Below are 22300 nucleotides of genomic sequence, written 5' to 3'. Positions count from 1 at the left end.
AGCTCTTAAAAATCAAGTTGAAAGCCTATTGTGTAAGTTCTTGGTTTAGGATAATTAGCCTGATAAAAATCGGGATCCAATCCTGATTTATTCGCTCTATACAGCATGCCTAAATTATTAATAGCGCCAAATACCCGGGTTTGAACAGATTTTACATTCCTCCATTTGAAGGTATAAGCCATTTGTATATTGGAAAGCCGTACAAAATCACCTTTCTCAATCAATGCCATCGAGTTTGCATAAAGCGCGTCCCTTCTATTATCCACGTTTGTTGGCATAGCAGGCACCGTCGTAAACTGCTCATCCCCTATTTTCTGCCAACGTCGTTCATAGTCACGATTGCCTATACCATTCGCAAAAAGTTTGCTGTAATCAATTGATTCTCTTCTCAGGTAAAATCCCAGTTTAAACTCGATATTTGCATTTAGTTCGAAGCCCTTATAATTAAAGTTCTGCATCAAACTGCCCTGCCAGGGCGGGAATTTCAGCCCTACATACTCAAGATCCTCAATCTTTGCATTGTTTATATACTTCAGGTAATCCTGATCACCGTTCGGCGTCAAGATCATTCCATTTTCGGCACTTAGCCCCCCAAATTTCCATGCGTAAAGCTGATCAAGAGACTTTCCTACTGTCGGAACAGGACTAGTTACATAGCTTGAAGTCGAGACCCGAGAAGCAGCCATGTAATCCGTCACCTTATTGCTTGTATAGCTCAATAGTGTATTGACTGACCATTTAAAATCACCCTGTAATAGCAAAGCACGTAAATTGAAATCAAGACCTTTGGTGATCATGTTGGCATAATTCACTGAGTTATCGATGTAATAAGTACCGTCTACAGGACTAATTCCTGTGGTGGGATCATACAATTTCTGCCCGATGAGATCTGTTCCTTTTTTATGGAAGTACTCGACCGAACCAGTTAGTCGCTGTTTCAAAAAGCCAAAGTCTAGTCCAAGATTTAAGATCTTTATTTTTTCCCAACGAAGATTCGGGTTGCCCGCACTGCGGAGCTGACTATAAGGCAAACCGGTCATCAGATCATAATTATTAAAGAAGGCCGAGGGCAGGGCACTCAATGCGGCATTGATATTTCCATTGACTCCATAGGTAGCCCTAACATCCAGTTGCGAAAGCCAATTATTTTTAAGGAAGTCAAAGGCAATTAGCTTTTCCTTGGCACCCAAAGACCATAACGGTACACCTTTTTGATTGGTCTTTACACCAAAGATATTCGAGGCATCCCAACGTACGCTGCCGCTGAAACTATGTCGGTCTTGTATGGTTAATGAAGCATTTGCAAAATAGGACAAAAATCGCTCGGTAATATCCTGCATATTATTGGGCGGGACAGGAACACGGGCCGAACCGTTTGGTCGCAATTTGTACAGATTAGTATAATCGAAAGCAATCTGATTGGTTAAAATATCCCTGTTGTAATCAAATAAACGAAATCCAGGCAGATCTTTCGTCAGGTTGGCACTGATCTCCGCTCCAGCCAATGCGCTGAGTTCATAATTAGTAGCAAACTTTTTCTGATAATTTCCTTGCAAACGAAAATTATGATTAACAATATTACGGTTGGTACCACCTTCCAATATACCACCGTATGGGATGATCCGCGTCATATCCGTCTGCGTGTATTGGTTGACAAGGTTACGTACATAATAACTGTCCTTATCGTACCAATTCTGCGAGCTGTTGCTTATATTCTGGTATTGATATTTGAGATCCAAGGATAGGCCCTCAAGCAACCTATAATTTAATCCCGCCGCGAGCAACAGATTCTTGCTTTGGTTTGATTTATTTAAGAGCTCACGGTCTTCCAATGGCTTAAAATCCCAATTGAGCAAGCCTGTGCTTTCAGCCTGTTCTACATATTCCCGTAGATATTTATAGTTAGTTGAAGCCGCAGTGCCATCCACATTACGCAGAAAAGTATATGGAGATAAGGTTCTTGTTCCGTTCAGATTCGTCAGGTTATAACCATTATTGACATTGTCTAACCTTGCAACCTGCACTTCGGTATTCAGTGTTAGCTGGGATGTTAATTTAAGCTCATTGGCTCCACGCAGCGTGTACCGCTGTGCTTTATTGCCAATTACATTCAGTAGATCCTTATTGAAGCTACCCGAAAGCACAAAACGGTTTTTGGTAGAACCACCGGAAAGCATCAAGTTGTAACGCTGCGTTACTGCCTTTCGGTAAAGCTCCCCTTTGGCTTCCTTCCGAATATCCTGCATTTCCATACGGTTTTTGATCTGGTCAAACTTGGTCTGATCGATCTTATTTTCCTTCAATTTGAACAAGAGCGAGACATAGTCGGGCAGCATTGTCTGATTGGCTTTCTTATAATAGCCACGGTCGAACAATGTTTTTTCGACCTCCATCATGCTTTTGGAATCCAGAAAATTGGGATTGTAAAAAAGGTCGGGCCGATCGGACTGGACAAGCTGAGTACCGAAGCTTACCTTTATGGCATCGTTCGCCCGTCCTTTTTTTGTTGTAAGCACAATCACTCCGTTACCGGCACGTGCCCCCCATATACTGGCGGCAGCGGCATCTTTTAATATCGTGATACTTTCAATGTCATCAGGATTGATCGTATTGATACTTCCTTTGTATGGAAAATTATCGAGGATAATCAATGGCTCAGTGCTGGACTGAATGGAACTCAGCCCCCGAAGTCGTAAAGCAGGTTCGCCCACGTTTTCATTGATGTTCAGTTTCCGGTCGAACTGGAGACTTGGGGTAATCCCTTCAAGTCGTTCAATGATGCTACCATTGGGATTAAACTGCAGCTGTTTATTGTCAATGGTATTGAACGAACCCGCTACACGACTTTTGTCCACCTTGTAATAACCCGTATTAACCAATACCTCGTCCAATTTTTGTTGACTAGCGGATAGTACAACGTTAATATGCTGGTCCCGCCCCTGTTCCAGTTCTATTACCTTGCGCTCATACCCAACCATACTAAATTGGATACGGGAGTTACTGCCCAGGAGGAAAGCAAAGGAACCATCCTTTGCGCTCGATTGCTGTAACCCCTGGGGCAATAACACAATTGACGCCTTTTCTAAGGGATTTCCGATACTATCGGACACTATCCCGGTGACCCGATTTTGCGCCCATAATAGTGCTGGGAAGAGATAGATATAGAATAAAATGATACGTTTCATTTTCTAGCAAAGATTAAGGGTTAACGATTGATTTTTTTGACTTGCGAAACGCGTAGCATAGGTACTTTTCGATCCATGATAACGATTTTCATACCGTAGCGTTTCAGTTCCTGTTGTACAGATTGTAGCTCCGTTGCCTGTCGCATAGATTTAGGGAATGCAAAAGATGCCATGAAATCGTTTGGTATATCCGTTTCGTTAATGACAGCATTTTCATCTAGCTTGAGCTGTTTCATATTTCTGAGCGGTGCAGAAACAAATAGCTGAAAATGTGGCTGATCAAAAAAGGCAACCTCTGCCTGTACAGTATCGGCAGATTGCTTTGCAGATAAGGGCTGCTGCAATAGCTTTTTTACGGCCGATAATGGCCGAATTCTTTGCAGTGCAGCATACCGCTTTCGGGGGCCTCGAATAAGCTCTACTTTTAACCCAAAATGAGCAAGTATTGCCTTTTGCAGCCTTTGCTGTAAGAGATGCCTGACGTCAGCATCAGTATACGATGCAGGTAGTTTTAGAGCATAGCTATAATAATTGTGCAACATCCAATCCCTTACTTTCAGGTCCTGCGCATAATCGCCTTGATAGCTTGGTACAGGCTCATGAAAAGATTGTTTTTGCAGGATAGATGGCGATACATTCCACTGAAAGGCCGATGTAATATCAAATAGCTGGAAGACATCCTGACGAAAAGCCTGATAAATAAGCTGGTCCAATGGATTATTGATTGAATAGATCAACATACTATCCCTGCCACGATGGATAGTCAGGGGAACCGTAAAATATTGATCCACAAAACCAGCCATCTTAAAGCCCTTTTGCTCTACCAAAAGATCTGCTCTGCCATTATCAGCTGTAAACAAGGACCTGTTTGGATCTATAGCTTTAATAGCATTGTTCTGCACCATCTTGGGCATATCTTCATGTAGGATCGATGCAATATTCTCCTTGGAGACATAGTCTGACTTAGGTTTTGCGACCACCTTACCTCTGTAGATCCAGATCATATGCGGTAGGCTTTGGTGCGGAAACATTTTGGCCAATACCGTATCTTCGGTAATGGACCGATAGTTCCAAGCAAAACGCTCGGCTATTTTGATCAGATCTTTACTAGACTGATAAGTAACAGGGATAATCTTTACTTTGGACGGATCCAATTCTTTGGAGATGGAATCCATTTTCATCAGGTAGTAGAGACAAGGCTTACACCAGTTGGCCCAAAAGTCCAATACGATTAACTTGTCACGATCGGCACTCAGATCACCGATTGATTCAGCTTTAGATTTAAGGTCAAATAACTTATACTTTTTAGTATAAAAGTGTTCCGGCACTTTATCGCCTACATATAAAGAACTCGAATCTGGCGTATAAAATTGTGCCTTTAGCATAGTTGGAAAGCACAATGAACATAAAGCAATTAAAAGATTCAGTTTTTTAATTGCTGATCTTGAAAGTAGCCCATCGGCCCCGTTGTTCTTGCGGGGCGTCTGAGCTGATAAACTAAACATAGAAACTAAGAAGTATAAGATCACAAGTACCGTGATCTTTAGTAGTTGAATATATAGCAGTGCACTGCTATTGGATTGTAGTTTTAATTTTTTCATCATTTTAGGAATTGGTATTTGATGGAGATACACGATCAAAGAAATCCGAGATTTCCTTAGTTGCCTTTAACTCTTCTTTGCTCGCTTCGAAACCCTCCGAAAGAGATAGTGGAGTCAAATCCAAATTGTTTAAATGTGCTGTCAGATAAGCAACAAGAGCTTTCAATAAGTCTAGTGAGAATGCAGAAAGTTGTTCTGAATTTACTTTTGACTGGAGTTCAATAAGATTGTCTCTGATTAGACCAATTGGATATTGCTTCCAAAAAGCTTCAATGTCTTTTAATGGGTAATAATCAGATTGATGAACGTGATAAAGCGTTCTTTCTAACGCGAGAAAGTAATTGCATTTGGGTTTCATTTTTTAAGTTTTTAGGTCATAACTTTAAACAAAATGATCCCATTACGTTGAATTAACGCATATGATGGTCCCTTTGAAAAAAGTTACGTGTTGTAAATAAAATGGCGTCTCAAATGCGGTTATAAAACAATTACACGGAGATTAATAAAAACGATACCGCATCAGTTTAAGAAGTTCAGACTTTTTGTAGACTGATTTATTCCTTTCCGAACCTGAATTCGACAAGGAATAATTACTACAAACTATTCTGGAGGACATTTTTTAAGATCCAAAGGATTCTTAAAAGCTAACGTCCCTATATACAAATAGAAGAGAAACCTCCCTTGCTCAAAGGTTGAGCGTGAGAAACTACGCGACCTTATCCTTAAATAAATAAGGGAGGCCCTCTCTACGAATTTTTTGTATTTTTTAAAGTTTATAATTCTCATTCATCTTTGGTTTTCAGTTTCTCACGCTGTTGCCAATGAATGACTATACAAATATATAAAACCAATCTATTTGTTACAAGATCTTATAACAAATTATTTTCCCAGTAATAGTTAATTGCCTTCAATGAATGAAGAACGTGATTTACCAAGATTAATTGAAGTAGGAGCTTTTCTTAGACAACTAAGGGAAAAGGCTGGACTTAGTCAAGATCAACTTGCTACGCGCTGCGATTTGACTAAAAGTAATATTAGCAATATCGAAAATGGTAAAAAGGATTTTAATTTCACTACTTTCTTAGAGTATGCGAAAGGACTAGGTAAGCAACCTCAAGATCTTCTAGATAATGATTTTATTTTTTCAAAAAAATGGTAGTTGGGTATTAGTCTAAAATTGAAATATTTTAGGTTAGTTTAAGCTTTTTATTTTCTCTTCACATAGAGATATTGAAATTTCCTCCAATATCTCGACTTTGGATATTAACTTTTTCAGATCCTCAATATCAATATAATAATCGTCTTGGTATCGAGCTTCCAAATAGCTCTTATTTAAAATATCAAATAATCGATACTCTTCACTATCACCAATCGGATAATTAAAAATTTGATTGAGCTTATCAGATATATTTTTAGAATATTTCCGATAAACTTTTAGTCGATGTGTCTTTGGCTTGTACCCAAAAAATATCAGAAGAATTCCACCGTAGAACTTTTCAGCAGTTTGATTAAGGTTAAAAATAACTTGTCTAAAGTTTAGCCCTTTATCTAATGCATTTTCCAACAGTGCTTTAGTACCATCAAAAAATGAACTGCCTGCCTTAATCCAAGTCTCAAAATTCTGTATTGCAAATTCCCTTTCCTGCTGTTTGCTCAATGATTTAGATTTTGAAAAGATAAATTCTCCTGAATCAAAAAGAACAATCCCCTCTTTGATGATATCCCTAAAGAAGTACTGCCCCATCTCTAACCCTTTATTTACATAGTTAAAGCTATGTACAATAGGACTTACATCATTCTTATATTTTAGCGTTCTGTTTTCTATCTTGCTAGCAATATCATGCTCTTTATCCTTGTCGCCATCAGGTATCACCACCAGAATATCGTAGTCGCTGATGTAAGAATACTTCGCTCCCCTCTCCTCGTATTCATCCTCTACCCACTTATCAGTCGTGTGACTGCCAAATAAGATAACCTTAACCGGATTTGCTACTTCACAGATGACCTTCACGATTTCAGTTAATTCGTCCTGTTTGCGTTGCGGTAAATGGGATAGTTGGTTCATAGGGTAAATTTACGAAAATTATGACAGAATTACCATTTGAAGAGTATAAGTTCCTCTAAATACTCAATTAATTCCTAATGGTTCTTTAAGTTAAAAGAACGCATCCAATTGGTTGAAATTACTTGCAACTGAAATTTTAAAATATAATAATATATGTTATATTTATAATTAGACAGCTATTTATTAACTAATATTTTTGAATTGAAAAAGATCGACCTACATATTCATACTGTAGCTTCTATTAGCGACTCGCCCTTTGACTTTTGCCTTGATACATTAAAAGAATATGTTACCAAACTTGAATTAGATTGTATTGCTATTACAAACCATAACCTTTTTGACCTTAAGCAATTTGAAGTAATAACCCAAGAATTAGGAATTAGGGTTCTTCCAGGGATAGAAATTGATCTCGAAAAAGGACATTTACTCCTTATTTCAGAAAACAAAGAATTGACAGATTTTGCAACTAAATGTAATGAGGTAAAAGGCTTGATAAATACAAAAGAAGACTATATTGATGTTGAAACACTAAATAAAATTTTTCCTGACCTCACAAAGTATCTTCTAATTCCACATTATGACAAAAGTCCAAATATAACCGCAGACACTTTGGCCAAGCTTTCTCCTCATATATTGGCTGGCGAAGTGACTAGTGCAAAAAAATTTACGACTTGCATAAAAGATAATGAAAAACTTACACCTGTCATATTTAGTGATATTAGAATCAAAAGTGGACTAAAAACATATCCAACCCGACAAACATTCATTGATTTAGAAGAAATAACTTTGGGAGGAATAAAATATTGCCTAAGTGACAAATCCAAAGTGAGTATGACAAAAAGTGATGGTAATAAGTTTTTTCAAGTTACAGATGATGGTCTCTATCTATCGACCGGTCTCAATGTTGTTCTGGGGGAACGTTCTTCTGGTAAAACACATACATTAGGCCGCATTATGGAATCACAGGAAGAAGTGAAATACATAAAGCAGTTTGCCTTATTACAAAATGACGAAGAAAAGTTTGAAAAATTACTCACAACGAGACATAGTACTGTCAATGAGAAATTTTTCAAAGAATTCAAAGACGTGGTAGATGAGGTCAAAAATATTGACCTTAGATCGAACAAATTAGATCTTGAAAAATATATATCAAGTTTATTAAAATTTGCATCTGAAAGCGATAAATTCGACACTTACTCTAAAACGATACTCTTTAGTGAATCACTACTTACGGAGATTGAACTGAAATCGTTAGAAAACCTTATCAAAGCAACGGAAACTTTGATAGAAAATACCGAGTATAAAGATATTATCAGTAAGCATTTGATTATCGAGAATCTTAAAAACCTATTAAGAGATCTTATTATCAAACACATAGAGCTTCATGAAGATAATCTAAAAAAAAGGTGGCTGAACGATGTTATACAAAAAATAAAAAGTGAACTACGGCTTAAATCAACTTCTACACCCCCTGATGATATTGACCTTTATCAAATTCTTATTGAAAATGAAAAAGTAAGAAGATTTAATTCTATCGTCGAGGAATTAAAAAAAGAAAGAGAAATAGATAGAAAGGAAATCAGAGGTTTTAAAGTCATAGCTAAAACAAAAACCTATTGTGGTGCGCAAGAAATGAAAAATAAGAGTGGTAAGATGCTTGTATTTAGTGATGCATTTTCAAGATATGATAACCCGTACAGCTTTTTAAATTCATTGAAAACAACTGGACTTCCTGAAACGGAGTATCATAAATTTTTTATTGACATTTGTTATCAAACATTGAATAAGCATAATGTCCCTGTCTCAGGAGGGGAAAGATCTGAATTCAATCTTTTACATGAGATAAATGATGCCCTTCAATATGACATGCTTCTCATTGACGAACCGGAATCTTCATTTGACAATTTATTCCTTAAAAATGAGGTTAATGAACTTCTAAAGTCAATATCCCAGCATATTCCAGTTGTAGTCGTCACACACAACAATACCGTTGGCGCATCAATACAACCCGATTATATACTTTACACAAAGAAAACTATAGTAGATCAAGAAATAAGTTACCAAGTATTCAGTGGACATCCGTCTCAAAAGACATTAAAAGATCAAAACGGAAAAGAGATAGAAAACTATGATATTTTGCTAAAGTGCCTAGAAGCTGGTAATGATGCTTATGAAGAAAGAAGAATAAAAACTTATGAAACACTTAAAAATTAATGATAACAAAGGGTTTTTTCTAAGAAAAACAGAAGGAAAAGAGCCTGAATGGATATTAATAGATCAAATTGGAAAAGATGATTTAATTCAACTTCTAAATAGTGCTATAACTGAAGAGTTTATCATGGATGAATACAATGAGGACATCTTACAGAACAAAGCACATCAGATAATATATAAAAATATCAACGAGAAATTTAAGGAACTGATAGCAAACAAGACAAGATTTAAAGACGAGAGTGAAAATCTTTATAGAGACGCTTTAGAAAAGTATAGTAGTTAGTAAACTACAAATTCTCAGCCAATAACTACTTAACTTTTTGGAGTTTATAAAATCTTATTTATATTTGTAAAAATTATTACCTTTTTTAGGTAATAAAAATTTTAAAGAATGAAGATCACTTATTCTAATAAAATTAAAAAGAAGTTCTCATCAGCTGCTGAGATCAAGAAAGCATTTGGCACAATGGCAAAAAAAGTACAAGCAAGATTAGATGATATTGAGGCATCACCCAACCTCAATGTTTTAATGCAAATACCCGCTGCCAATTGCCATGCGCTTTCAGGAAATCGGGATGGTGAATGGGCCGTAAATATTTCTCCTAATCACAGACTGATTTTTGAAATAGACAACGACCCAATTCCGCTCACACCAACAGGTGAGATAGATAGAATAAGAGTGACCGACATTCGAATTATTGATACGACAGACTATCATTAATTCTAATCGAAATATAGATATGAGCAAGAACTTAGAAATAGAGAGAGAATTATTATCAAAACCTGGTGACACAATTTTAGAAACCTTGGAATTTCTAAAAATGACCCAAGCAGAATTTGCAGAGCGAATTGGCAAGACACCAGGAAAGGTAAATGATTTAATTTCGGGTAAGGCACCCATTACGGTGAACACCGCGCTTCAGCTTGAAAAAGTATTAGGTATCGATACACAGTTCTGGTTAAATAGAGAAGCTAATTATCGTGAGAAATTGGCCCGAATAGAGCAGGAGGAATTTTTGGAACAATGTATTGATTGGCTTAAAGAGCAACCTCTCAAAGAATTACATGAATACGGGTTCCTATCTTCAAAAAAAGCTAGTAGCGAATTAGCAGAAGAATGTTTAAAATTTTATGGCGTTGCTTCCCCTATTCAATGGCAGCAATTATATATAAATAATTATGTGGGCACAAACTTTAGAAAGAGCGATAAGCTGAATGCACACTTAAGTAATATGGCTGCTTGGCTAAGAATTGGAGAACTGAGATTACATAAATTAGAATTACCAGATTACAACAAAGATGCATTTAAATCTATTTTGGTGGACATTAAAGTCCTCGTAGAACAGCAACCAGAAGATTTTGCAGAACAGCTTGAATTAAAATGCAAAGAGGTTGGAGTAGCAGTCATTTATTCGAAGAGTCTTTCAAAAGCGCCTATTAGTGGAGCGACAAGGTGGATTGCTGGTACACCATTAATCCAAATAACGGATCGCTATAAGACAAATGACCATTTTTGGTTTACCTTCTATCATGAAGCCGGACATATTTTACTTCATGGTAAAAAGGACGTATTTATTGAAGATTTTGACGAGGTAGAGAATGATAAGGATAAAGAACAAGAAGCTAATGATTTTGCTAGAGACTGGCTTCTCCCAGATTCTTTCCTAGAAACCATTGAAGATACAATAACAGATACAATAACAGATACAATAACAGAAGGTACAATTAGAAAAGTGGCGAGAGCATATAATACTCATCCCGCCATAGTATTAGGGCGTCTTCAAAATTTAAACCGGGTACCGTTTCATTTTGGAGGAAATTTGAAGGTAAAAATCAATTTAGATTATTTTATAAAACATTAAACTCATTAGCCATGGGTACACCTATTTATACGCCAGTATTTAGATATCGTCAAGAAGAGAAAAAAGTTTTGTCAAGCTTCGATTTTGGGGATAGGATATATCCATATATCGAAATATTCAAGAAACTTGAACGAAAGCATACTTCAAAGAAAAAAGCTGAGCCAAAGTTTCATGAAATATACCTTCCAATATTAAGAACAATTAAAAGTGAAAAGGTGTTTATAGATCTACCTATCCAGTTAAAGCCATCTAGTAGGATGAAGAAGGAAGTTCTTGAGTTCCAATCAAGGGTAATAGGTAACAGAACCGAGAGAACTGCTCATCTAATGAGTTTAAGTCTTTTAAGCAAGAAGGTTATTCCTGTTATTAGTACATATTGGCAAAGAACAGGAGAACCAAATTCTATTCTGTTACAAGAAGGAGATTTGAGATTAGTATTTGATAATCTAGCATTTAGAACTTCTTCACTAACATTTACAAATGATATGCAACAGATTGCTAAAGTAATAACTGAAAAAGACTATCTTTTCATTGATCTAGAAGAATACTCTCTTGCAAGTGAAGACGACTTGTATTCTATTGATTTTATGCTGGATTATATTGCAAATTTCAAAACATGTCCTGTCATTATTTTAAACAGTCCGATTCATCATAGTACAACTAACTCTGGATTAGATCATGGTATGCGAATCGATAAAGCGGACAATTTATTACAATCCACTTTTAGATCTTATGGAGCTATGGGCTTTGGAGACTATGTGGGTATCAAAAAGGACTTGTTGGAAGACGGTGGTGGAATCAGTCCTGGATTCATCTTTTATGATGCTGTCGAGAACTCATTCTATGGTTATAAAGGTAGAAATGGCAAGGAAGCTGATTTGGACGATTTAAGAAGTATAATAATCAGGGATGTCTTAAAGTCGGACCAAGTCACAAGGATGAGCACCTCCCCCATTCAATATATTGATAACTTAAATCCGGGCTGGAAATTGATTAAAGATATGTGGGCTGAAATAGAACCCCATAAAAGTCAAGCAAAATTTAAACGTATAGCCATGCTACATTACCTGTATTGTATTGATAAAAAAATAAAAGCGAATATAATAACCTAATTATAGATAAGAGCCGGCTCTACATTAGTTTTAAAGAAAAACTGGAGATCTATCGGAAGAATATCAGCAGAATTCTTGACGATAAAATTCCAACGTATCTTATAACGTTCTTTTAGCGTCACTTTGAAGATTTTATTAATTTCAATATTGTCAAGGTTGCTCAAAATATCATTGGCATCTATTGTACCGAAATTCTTCAACAGCTCTTTTTTCGTTAGCAGATTTAACTGTTCAGATGGATCTGTACTTCTATTGAAAGTTGGCTTACGAACAATTTCGTATCCGTGTTGGTCTACCGTAATAATTCCAAAACTTTTTGGCACAATTTCCAGGCACTTGGTCAAGTGTCGCTCATGAATGACAATATTATTAAAGTCAAACGCACTTACGTAATCGCTTGATTGTTTTGAAAGCTTGGTTAAATTATCGAGGCTTGATTTGATCTCAAAACTCGTTGTAGCATCATCTACAGTAAGGAAATCTACTCGGCTATTCTTAACTTTGATCTCATAAGCCGCTACAACATCCCTATTAACAAAAGCCTTGAACAATTTATACTTTAAAATAGGTTCTCCTTCATAACTATTCAACAAAAGATTGTTAATCTCTTTATGCAAATCGAGTTTACAAAATTTGTTCGTTTTCTTTTCTGGATAAACAAGATTCAAAAGATTTCGCAACTTCGGCACATAGTCCAATGTACTATAAGCTTTTGCTATTTCTTTAACAATCTTGGAATCTATATTCAATTCGCAAACTTGATTCATCTAGAAAACTTTTAAAAATTATTTTGACCTATTAACAAAATTTAAGCCTTCATGTTTTAATCTGAAAACACAAAAATAGTTTGATTTTTTCTGATGACGACTATGGGCCTAGCCGGACAAACATACATAAAAAGTTGGGAAAATTACAGCAAAAGGAGAGGAAAATCTTTCAATTCAATATCTATAACTCTATTGTGGATATAATGTTGAAGTTGACCCCTCCGCTGGACATACTGACCCCTCTAACAAGGCTTTTTTCAGTCCAACTGATGACCTGACAATATTACTTCTTTTTTCTTAGACTTTCGCCTTTATTATGGAAAGCTTTCCATAATAAAGGCTATGACAACAATATGGATATGTAAAGTCCATTATCAGATCTCTTCTCAAAATTCATTTATAGCCAATTATTAATACGACTACACATAATTGCTTTCCATAACGTTAGTGTTGCATATTACAATATATCAACATAAATAGTAAAAGTTATGGAAATTCAAAATCTTATTGAACGTACTAACCAACTTTTAAAAGAGGCCAGATATTCAGGCAGTCGTATCTACACCTATAATTGGTTGTGGAAGAAAGGCATCCTTGTTTATATGCACTCAAGAGGCTTGGTTGACTACGACGAAAACGTCGGCAACGAATATATGCTGACGTGCCGTGATGGTTTCAACGTTACATTCCATCATCGCGACCTTATTAAAAGTATTGAAGTGTTGACCCATGTTTTGTTGGATAGCAATCTGGGAGGGAGAAGACAGCATGTGGTACAACATCCCTTACGGGGTGACATCGGCGCCGCCGCTATTCAGTATCTTGAATACTTGAAATCCCTGGGCTTAAATGAGAAGAAGACACTTCAGCGTTACAGAAAAACAATGAGCAACTTTATAGAATATCTACTCGAACTGGGAATAGACAATCGTTCGGGAATAACCGAAGAAGCTATAGTGAGGTATGTTGAGAGTCGCGAATATCAACAGAAGGAGTATATTGATACTACGCGCCGCTTTCTATTATTTCTCTTCCGCGAAAATATAATTGCAAAGGACTATTCCTATATGCTAAAATCACTTGGTAAAAAAATCAAGCGTGTAAAGGCCCCTTCGTTCTATGCTCCAGATGAAGTACAGAAGATAGAGACATCGATTTCCCGTTCAAGCAATATTGGAAAACGCAACTATGCTATGCTATTATTATGCTCCCGTCTAGGGCTGCGCGTCTCGGATATAGCCAATTTGAGTTTTAGCGACATAAATTGGGAAACCAATAAAATAACGCTTGTGCAATATAAGACCGGAAATCCATTGACACTTCCACTTTTACCTATAGTTGGTAATGCCATTATCGACTATGTTCGGTATGCACGCCCAAAATCCATGTCAGACAAAGTGTTTTTAAGTTGTCGTCCTCCATATGGGGCACTTAATGGAGGAGCGGTTCATGGAGCCATCTTAATTGTTTTTAAGTCTTCTGGAATCGAATTCGGGAACAGGCATCATGGAGGGCATGCATTGAGATTCAGTCTGGCGCAAAGAATGCTGGACAAATCCACGCCAATCTCAATTATATCGGAAACACTGGGTCACTCCGAAGCAGATACAACAAGAACCTATGTCCGGATAGACCTGTCACATATGCTGGGATGCGTACTAGATGTTCCGGAATCCAGCGATTGCTTTTATACGCAGAGAGGAGGGTGGTTCTATGACTGATCCATTTGACTATCGGGGAGTATTGGCTCCTTATATGAAAGCCCTGATCCGGATCAAAGAATCCTGTGGGTCCACCGTGCTATCAACCAAATGGACTTACAAAGAGTTTGACGAGTTCACCATAATATATGGTTTATCAAATCCAGTTATCACGAAAGATCTGATAGGTGCCTGGGCAAAGTCCAGGGAAAATGATTGTAGTAGAACATTCTATGGAAAATGCTCCCGTCTGGCCCAACTGGCGAAATACATGAATGAGCACGGGGTTAAATCATATATCATGCCTTTGCCAAAATGTACGAACGATCGTGGTTTTGTACCCTATATCTTCACTGAAGAGCAGATGCTGGCCATATTCCGGGAATCTGACGGGCTTCAGCGAGGAAGCCATCGAAAAGATGACCCAATTATATCCCTACCCTGTCTTTTTCGACTTTTATATAGTACAGGCCTAAGAATCACAGAAGCAACCTCGCTGCGAAACAAGGATGTGGATCCCGACAGGAATGTATTAAGGGTTGGCACTTGGGGCAATACTAAAAATGGAGAAGAACGCCTGGTTCCCATATGCAGCTCTTTAAAGGAGGCCCTTCTGAAATATTTACATTACAGGAGCATGCTCCCCGTAAAAGGCGTTACTGATAGCGAACGTCCATTCTTCATTAAATTGAATGGTACAGCCGTGTCTTCCGCCAACGCATACAACTGGTTCAAAAAGGTATATACGAAATGTGGAATTGCATATAAAGGTGAATGCTTTGGTCCTCGGGTGCATGATATAAGACACACCATGGCAACGCATTCTCTTGCAAAAATGATAAGAAAAGGGCTTGATGTGTACACTGCCCTTCCATTACTGGCTGCTTGTCTGGGACACAAGTCTCTTACATCCACCGAAGAATATGTGAGACTCACCTGCAACGAATATCCCGAACTATTGGAAATGTGTATTTCCCTCAATGAATTTATATATCCCCAAAAAGATGGCAACGAATAACATAGCAAAATATATCACAGGTTTCCTTGGTGTGTATCTTCCGCACGAGCGAAACGTCAGCCCCAATACCATATCCGCGTACCGCGATGGTTTTGTCTCCTTTTTTTCCTTCTTGAGGGATGAGAAACAGATAAAGATTGAAAATGCGATTTTGTCAGATATTAATAGGGATAATGTGGTTGAATATCTACGATGGCTGATTGAGCGGCAGGGAAACAGTATTGCGACGCGCAATAATAGATTGGCAGCGATACATTCCTTTGTAGCATATCTTCAGTATGATAGCATCGAATACCTGGATCAGTGGCAAAAAGTCCTGAAGATTGGAAATCTGAAAAAAGCACATCCTACCCCGGTATACTTTACAAAAGAAGGAATAAAGCTTCTACTTGAACAACCGGATAGTGCATCTTATCAAGGGCTGAGACACCTTACGGTCCTTGCTTTGATGTATGATACAGGTTGTCGGGTACAGGAACTGGCTGACCTGACGGTAGAGTCAATGCGAATACAGTATCAGCCATACTCGATCAAGGTATATGGAAAAGGAAGAAAAGTGAGAATAGTACCGCTTTCTGAGCATGTCGTCGTAATACTCAAGAAGTATATGGAAAGGTACAATGTTGACTACGAGATTGATATAAAAAGACCGATCTTTTGTAATAGCGCGGGGAATAAACTCACCAGAGCCGGTATAACCTATATCTTAAAGAAATATGCAGATATGGCCCGTATATACGATTCTAATCTTATTCCCGAGGTTACCAGTTGCCATCAGTTAAGGCATAGTCGCGCAATCCACCTGTTGCAATCTGGTGTAAATCTGGTTTGGATAAGGGATCTTTTGGGGCATACCTCGGTCCAGACCACAGAGATATATGCAAGGGCCGACTCAAAACAGAAAAGAGAGGCTATAGAACAGGCATCGGAATGCCTTACACCTAACCAGGTTACCGGAGAATGGATCGATAACAGTAACTTGATAACTTGGCTGAAAGGGCTGGGTAAGAAATAACGATTATGTAAAGTCCAAATGTAAAGCCGTAACGCAATGCTCTGTGAATCAATGTACCTTTCAATGGACTTTACATATCCATATTGTTGTCATAGCCTTTAAGTTCGATTCTGTAAGATCCATGGATCAGTCTATCGAGTATTGCGTCTGCAATTGTATCTTCACCGATTACATCATACCAGCTGGCCACAGGTAACTGACTGGCAATTATTGTCGAGGCCTTAGCGTGTCTATCTTCAATTATTTCCATCAGATCAATGTACATCACGAAATTGGAGAAATTTCAGACCTTAATAAAGAAAATGATCATGGGAGACAAAATTTCGGAGCTCCTTAACCTGGTCAAATCTAACGAGAGAATAGACAAAGAGAAAAAGGAACTGTTTAATACCTTTGATCATATTTTTCTTCATCTCTTTCCCAGTTTTGTAGACGATTTAAACTCGTTGCTTACCGAAGATGGAAAGATAATGCTTAAAACGAATGAGCTCTTGAATACCGAATTACGCATCTTCGCCCTAATCAGACTCGGTGTCAATGATTCATCCAAAATTGCTGGATTTCTCCATTGTTCCTTAAACACAATTTATACTTATCGTGCAAAAATTAAAAGCAAAGCTATCATAGATAAGGATGAATTTGATAAAAACATCATGCAGATCGGAACGATTAAAAGTATTTAGAAACAAGACACCCGATACTTTTAAATACCCATCTATACAGCTTTGATTCGCTGTATTACATATCGTACTGCGTGCTAAATTTAGATTATTCGGTACGCTAAACGCAATTTCCCTACCTAATTTACTGCCGTTATATCTATATTTTTCTTTGGAAAAATATAGATATAACACCTAATAATCAAATACTTAAACATTCTCCAGACTTATATTTTGCGTTTACGATCTTTTTCCTGGGATTTGGTTTCTCTAGATTTGGAACTGTAACCAATGGCTGTTTTAGAAAATACCTAAGCAGCAAAAAAGGGATAATTTAAAAATTTTAAACAACCAATTTATGAGGGTAATCTATTTAAGACAGTGCTCGTCTTTAAAGTATCTATTAACTGTGTTTATGTGGATACTGATAATGACATGGGCACAAGCTCAAGAAAAAAACATTCAAGGGAAAATTCTTGATGTGACAGGTAAACCAATGGCCGGTGTTTCTATTACCGTATCCGGAAAACCAAAAGCTACTAAAACAGATGACGAAGGAAGATTTGCACTATCCGCAGTAAATGTCGGGGATAAATTACAGATAAGTTTTCTAGGCTATAAAAAATTGGAAAAGAATATTGATAACGCCACTGTCTATAATCTAACGCTTGAAACAAATGAAGAAAGATTAGCGGACGTTGTAGTAGTTGGCTACGGAACCCTAGATAAAAAAGAAGTAACCAGCGCCATTACACATCTAAACGGTAAGGATCTCAACGTATTTGGTGGAAATGGCGTACTTAATGCTCTTGCTGGCAAGGTAGCGGGACTCAGTGTAGTAAACACTGGCCAGTCAGATCCGAATTCCTCTCCCAGTCTGCAACTACGTGGTGTGTCTTCCCGCAACGCCGGACTTGGACCGCTTTATGTGGTTAATGGTGTTCCTGGGGGAAATGTTGACAACTTAAATCAAAACGATATTGAATCAATCGATATACTCAAAGGAGGTGCAGCTTCTGCTATCTATGGAACACGTGGGAGCAATGGCGTAATTATTATCACAACAAAAAAAGGCACATCTGAGCCTTACGCATTTTATGATGGATATGCGAGTTTTGACTTACCGAATAACCGTATCCAGGTTCTCAGTGCCGAAGATTTTTTAAAACACAACCGAGGAAGGGATTTTGGAGGAAATACCAATTGGTTTAACGAAGTATCGCGCAAATTCGCCTTTAATCAAAAAAACACGCTTCAGTTAGCTGGTGGAAACAGACAAACCAATTATATCGTCTCATTTGACCTGCGCAATGCTCATGGATTGGACTTACGTTCAGACAAGAAAGAATACGGGGCGCGGTTGAATCTGTCCCATACCTCGGCCAATAACCTGTATACAGCCACTGTAACCATTGCGCCCAGATTCCTTAAAGCAAATAATGCCAGTTATAATGCATTCAATCAAAGTTTGACACTAAATCCAACATTGCCGGTGATGGATGCAAAAAATCCAAACTTATTCAATTATATCAATACGGGTTTTTCTGGAGCTTATAATCCTGTTGAAGAGCTTCGCACGGTATTGGATGGAACCGAGGGAAAGTACCTGGACTGGAATGCAGCTTTTAAACTTAACATTTTGGAAAACTTGTCTACACAGGTAACGTTGGCACAACAATCTTCTGATTTTTTTGATTTCAATTTTACACCGTCCTACAATACAGGCGCAATTAATGGAAATAGTGGTAGAAATTCAGCGGGAAGAAATTATAAAAAAAGTGACCAGTATGTATTTGAATGGACAGGAAACTACAAACAAAGTTTCGGAAGACATAATATTAACGTATTAGGAGGATATGCATATAATTATTTTCTGTATTCAGGAATGAATGCAGGTAACCAAAATTTCCCATCCGATGTACTGACGTATAACAATCTGGGCTCAGGTCAATATGACGTCCCTATTCCTACCAATCCACAGCCTGGTGATTACACGTTCAGATCGGTTGGTTCATATAAAAATGATGCGAAACTGATCGCTTTTTTTGGAAGGGTAAATTATGATTTGGCAAATAAATATTATGCATCGGCAAGTTTGCGCTATGAAGGTTCTTCTAAATTTGGAAGACTGAACAAATGGGGTTATTTCCCCGCTCTCTCGTTAGGCTGGCGAATTATGGAGGAGGATTTCTTTCCGAAAGCTTCTTGGATCAACGACCTGAAACTTCGAGCAGATTACGGTGAGACCGGTAATCAGGACTTTGGCAGTTACCTTTCGTTAGATACTTATCAAGGTTATGGTTATTTTGCGTTTAACGGGGCATCATACCAAGTTTGGGGTCCCAGTCAGAATACCAACTATGACCTTCGTTGGGAAAAAGCACAGAACTTAAATTTCGGTGTCGATTTTGATCTTTTCCAACGAAAAATAAGTGGTAGTATCAATTATTATGTACGTACCAATAAAGATCTGCTAGGCTCTTATAACGTTCCGGTTCCACCATTCGTGTTAACAACAACCTTTGCCAATGTAGGTACTATGAAAAATTCGGGCCTGGAGGTGCAATTAAATGCTAAAATCCTCACCCAGAAAGATTTTTCATATTCGGTAAGTTTCGCTGGAGCATCAAATAGCAATAAATTCGTTTCCTTTTCAAATGACATTTATAAGGGGCAAAACTTTCAATTCATGTCCTATATGCCTTCGCCGGGGTCTCCCGGACCAGCTCAACGTCTGGAAGAAGGACGGAGAATCGGCAGTTTCTATATGTACGAATCTGCCGGTATCGACGCCACTGGACGTTTGATGGTGTATGATAAGGACAACAATATTATACCCGGAAATACAGCAAAGGAAGAGGATAAACGTTTTGTAGGCAATGGATTACCATTGTTTACCGCCAGTTTGGGACAGAACTTTACCTACAAAAACTTCGATCTTTCGGTATTTTTACGAGGTTCATTTAAATACGACCTCTTTAACACGACCGCTTTTTATCTGGGAACCCCAGTTACGCAATCTGGTGCGAACGTGCTCAAATCGGCTTATGGAAATGGCAAATATGCTGCGTTGACCAATGCAGAGACCTATTCTACTCTTTCGGATTACTTCTTGGAGAAAGGTGATTTTGTAAAAATCGACAATATTACGATTGGTTATAATATCAAACCTCCTGTCAAGCAAATCAGTTCGATCCGGGTGTATGCCGTAGCACGGAATCTATATACTTTCACCAAGTTTACAACAGGTGATCCTGAAGCAATATCCGTTAATGGACTAACACCCGGTATAAATACTTCCTTGTCTTACTATCCATCGACGGCACAATTCCTAGCAGGCTTACAGGTTAAATTCTAACGATTAAACACAACAAAGAGATGAAATTTTCATTACGTTATATAATTCCCCTTTCCATTAGCACCCTAATTTTGGGAAGCGCAAGCTGTACCAAGCTTGACGAAACCTTATATGATAAAATTACTTCTGACAATTTCTTACAGAAAAGAGAAGATGTAATCCGTGATTTTTTGAGACCGTTTGAACATGCCTTTTGGTCGATTCAGGGTGGTGGTCTATTTTACGCGCAGGAACTCCCTGCCGACCAATTGATGACCCCAAATAGGGATGGCGACTGGTTTGATGGAGGCAAATACCAACGGGCTCATTACCATACCTGGACAGTTCAGGATGATTATACCAGTGATATGTGGAAAGCTCTTTTTCAGGGTATCAGTTTAGCGACAAACTCGCTTGAGGATATCGAAAAGGTGGATATCCAAAAAGTTCAGATCACTGAAGCGGAAAAGGCCGACTTTGTGGCTGAGCTGAAGACACTCCGGGCCTGGTTCAACCTACGGGCTTTTGATTTATACCGGAATATTCCACTGGTAACAAAAGTAAAGGGTGAAACTGCAACTCCGCCGCAAGCGACACCTGCTGAAACCTTCGCCTTTATTGAAAAAGAACTGAAAGATGCTATTCCCGGATTGCCACTCCGTCAGGATCTTGGCACAACGGGTATTGGTAGATGGACAAAAGGCGGAGCCGCAGCCTTATTGGCCAGACTTTATCTGAATGCTGAAGTTTATACGGGTCAAAGCAAATATGCTGAATGTGCTGCGGTATGTCAGGATATCATAGACGGAAAATATGGCAATTACCAATTGGAAACGATATGGTCAAAACCTTTTGATTACGATAACGCAAATTCCAGTGAAGTTATCTACGGATTCCCTGCAACTTTGGCCCGCACACACTGGCATTATAGTTCGGATATGTATTGGTGGATGGCACCGCATCAGGCTCAAAATTTCTTCGGCTTTACCGATTTCGGAAATATGAATACCCGCTATGCCCTTCAGCCAGGACGGGATGTGGACAGTGTCGAGTATAATTTTGCCCTCGGTAAGCCCTTTATCAAATTTCAGCGCTATCCAGATGATCTTCGATTAAAGAAATATAAAAATCTTGGCAATAGTAAAAGAGAAGGTATGTTTTTGTTCGGTTACCTCCCCTATTATAGCGATCCGACAAAATTGGTCAAAAGCAACCGAGGATATACCATCTTTGCCCGTGATCAGGTGGGATGGTTTAAAGATACCCCTCCGGGAACAAAGATCGCAGATAAAGAATCCAATATGAACCATGCAGATGACAACTCTGGCTTATGGGTTGCGAAATATCCGATATATCCTTCTAAGGATCCAAATACCATTTCTTCGGCATTTGCAGAGATTAGACTTGCTGAAATTTATTATTCACTAGCTGAATGTAAATATAGAACCGGCGATAAAGGATCCGCCGCAAAATTGTTGAATGCGGTGCGTAAGCGTAACTATCCAACTGGCTCAAACAGCCTGTACCTGGAGTCGGGACAGCAATTGAGCGATCAGGAAATGATCGATGAATGGGGTCGCGAGTTCTTGGTCGAAGGAAGACGCCGAACCGATTTAATTCGTTGGGGTAAATTCAATTCTGGAAAATGGTGGGATAAAGAACCTGATAATAGTGATCATACTAAAATTTATCCTATTGGTCAGAGTGTTTTCACACTAACTCCGTCATTGCAACAGAATCCCGGATACTAATCAGTTTTAGTAAG

Annotated in this window: 18 protein-coding genes; 12 read left to right on the top strand and 6 right to left on the bottom strand. The window is 38.1% G+C overall.

All coding sequences use genetic code 11. The annotated features are described in order from the left end of the window. Nucleotides 1-5: 5 nt before the first annotated feature. The 3 genes from AACH28_RS23015 to AACH28_RS23005 are packed head-to-tail and all read right to left on the bottom strand — an operon-like array spanning nt 6 to nt 5144. A complete protein-coding gene (locus AACH28_RS23015; protein ID WP_341831631.1) occupies nt 6-3185 on the bottom strand; it encodes a SusC/RagA family TonB-linked outer membrane protein in 3180 nt (1059 codons plus the stop codon). A 20-nt stretch (nt 3186-3205) separates the two neighbouring features. Next, a complete protein-coding gene (locus tag AACH28_RS23010; RefSeq protein ID WP_341831630.1) occupies nt 3206-4789 on the bottom strand; it encodes a redoxin domain-containing protein in 1584 nt (527 codons plus the stop codon). Between the two features lies 1 nt (nt 4790). Beyond that, nucleotides 4791-5144, bottom strand: coding sequence for a hypothetical protein (locus tag AACH28_RS23005; RefSeq protein ID WP_341831629.1), 354 nt, complete (start codon nt 5142-5144; stop codon nt 4791-4793). A 552-nt stretch (nt 5145-5696) separates the two neighbouring features. Here AACH28_RS23005 and AACH28_RS23000 point away from each other — a divergent pair. Continuing rightward, entirely contained in the window at nt 5697-5945 is a 249-nt protein-coding gene (locus AACH28_RS23000; protein WP_248932147.1) for a helix-turn-helix domain-containing protein, read from the top strand. A 33-nt stretch (nt 5946-5978) separates the two neighbouring features. Here the strand turns inward: AACH28_RS23000 and AACH28_RS22995 are convergent, their stop codons facing one another. Continuing rightward, a complete protein-coding gene (locus AACH28_RS22995; protein WP_341831628.1) occupies nt 5979-6851 on the bottom strand; it encodes a HEPN domain-containing protein in 873 nt (290 codons plus the stop codon). Nucleotides 6852-7052: 201 nt separating this feature from the next. Here AACH28_RS22995 and AACH28_RS22990 point away from each other — a divergent pair, with 201 nt between their 5' ends. From AACH28_RS22990 to AACH28_RS22970, 5 genes are all read left to right on the top strand, one after another. Continuing rightward, on the top strand, nt 7053-9065 hold the full coding sequence (locus tag AACH28_RS22990; RefSeq protein ID WP_341831627.1) for a PHP domain-containing protein: 2013 nt from the start codon (nt 7053-7055) through the stop codon (nt 9063-9065). Then, a complete protein-coding gene (locus tag AACH28_RS22985) occupies nt 9046-9348 on the top strand; it encodes a hypothetical protein (protein ID WP_341831626.1) in 303 nt (100 codons plus the stop codon). Before AACH28_RS22990 ends, AACH28_RS22985 begins: the two co-directional genes overlap by 20 nt. 108 nt (nt 9349-9456) lie before the next feature. Then, nucleotides 9457-9786 carry a type II toxin-antitoxin system RelE/ParE family toxin gene (locus AACH28_RS22980; protein WP_341831625.1) on the top strand — a complete coding sequence of 110 codons (330 nt, stop codon included), beginning with the start codon at nt 9457-9459 and terminating at the stop codon, nt 9784-9786. A gap of 19 nt (nt 9787-9805) precedes the next feature. Beyond that, nucleotides 9806-10927 carry a HigA family addiction module antitoxin gene (locus AACH28_RS22975; protein WP_341831624.1) on the top strand — a complete coding sequence of 374 codons (1122 nt, stop codon included), beginning with the start codon at nt 9806-9808 and terminating at the stop codon, nt 10925-10927. A gap of 11 nt (nt 10928-10938) precedes the next feature. Continuing rightward, nucleotides 10939-12039, top strand: coding sequence for a beta family protein (locus AACH28_RS22970; RefSeq protein ID WP_341831623.1), 1101 nt, complete (start codon nt 10939-10941; stop codon nt 12037-12039). On the opposite strand, the gene AACH28_RS22965 is transcribed toward AACH28_RS22970, so the two are convergent. Then, nucleotides 12036-12806, bottom strand: coding sequence for a sce7726 family protein (locus AACH28_RS22965; protein WP_341831622.1), 771 nt, complete (start codon nt 12804-12806; stop codon nt 12036-12038). The genes AACH28_RS22970 and AACH28_RS22965 overlap by 4 nt on opposite strands. A gap of 488 nt (nt 12807-13294) precedes the next feature. Here AACH28_RS22965 and AACH28_RS22960 point away from each other — a divergent pair, with 488 nt between their 5' ends. Genes AACH28_RS22960 through AACH28_RS22950 form a run of 3 tightly spaced genes read left to right on the top strand, consistent with a single transcriptional unit; the run spans nt 13295 to nt 16539 of the window. Then, nucleotides 13295-14527, top strand: a complete 1233-nt coding sequence (locus AACH28_RS22960) for a tyrosine-type recombinase/integrase (RefSeq protein ID WP_312339883.1) — start codon at nt 13295-13297, stop codon at nt 14525-14527. Continuing rightward, nucleotides 14520-15524, top strand: a complete 1005-nt coding sequence (locus AACH28_RS22955) for a tyrosine-type recombinase/integrase (RefSeq protein ID WP_070568342.1) — start codon at nt 14520-14522, stop codon at nt 15522-15524. The genes AACH28_RS22960 and AACH28_RS22955 overlap by 8 nt, the downstream gene beginning before the upstream one ends. Then, nucleotides 15511-16539: a tyrosine-type recombinase/integrase gene (locus AACH28_RS22950; RefSeq protein ID WP_070568781.1), complete on the top strand. Its 1029-nt coding sequence runs from the start codon at nt 15511-15513 to the stop codon at nt 16537-16539. The genes AACH28_RS22955 and AACH28_RS22950 overlap by 14 nt, the downstream gene beginning before the upstream one ends. Nucleotides 16540-16609: 70 nt before the next feature. Here the strand turns inward: AACH28_RS22950 and AACH28_RS22945 are convergent, their stop codons facing one another. Further along, entirely contained in the window at nt 16610-16789 is a 180-nt protein-coding gene (locus AACH28_RS22945) for an ATP-binding protein (RefSeq protein WP_341831621.1), read from the bottom strand. Between the two features lie 7 nt (nt 16790-16796). Between AACH28_RS22945 and AACH28_RS22940 the strand changes: the two genes are divergently transcribed. The 3 genes from AACH28_RS22940 (at nt 16797) to AACH28_RS22930 (ending at nt 22286) form a co-directional block, all read left to right on the top strand. Further along, the gene (locus AACH28_RS22940; RefSeq protein WP_341831620.1) at nt 16797-17222 is read left to right on the top strand and encodes a DUF6377 domain-containing protein; all 426 of its coding nucleotides are present in this window, start codon (nt 16797-16799) and stop codon (nt 17220-17222) included. A 391-nt stretch (nt 17223-17613) separates the two neighbouring features. Beyond that, a complete protein-coding gene (locus AACH28_RS22935) occupies nt 17614-20556 on the top strand; it encodes a SusC/RagA family TonB-linked outer membrane protein (protein WP_341831619.1) in 2943 nt (980 codons plus the stop codon). Between the two features lie 20 nt (nt 20557-20576). Further along, on the top strand, nt 20577-22286 hold the full coding sequence (locus AACH28_RS22930) for a RagB/SusD family nutrient uptake outer membrane protein (protein ID WP_070566764.1): 1710 nt from the start codon (nt 20577-20579) through the stop codon (nt 22284-22286). Nucleotides 22287-22300: the final 14 nt, after the last annotated feature.

Origin of the sequence: Sphingobacterium thalpophilum (genome assembly GCF_038396785.1) — a bacterium.
In the GTDB taxonomy this organism is placed as follows: domain Bacteria; phylum Bacteroidota; class Bacteroidia; order Sphingobacteriales; family Sphingobacteriaceae; genus Sphingobacterium; species Sphingobacterium thalpophilum_A.
The sequence above is the reverse complement of the archived record's forward strand: the minus strand, read 5'-3'. Positions and strand labels throughout refer to the sequence as shown.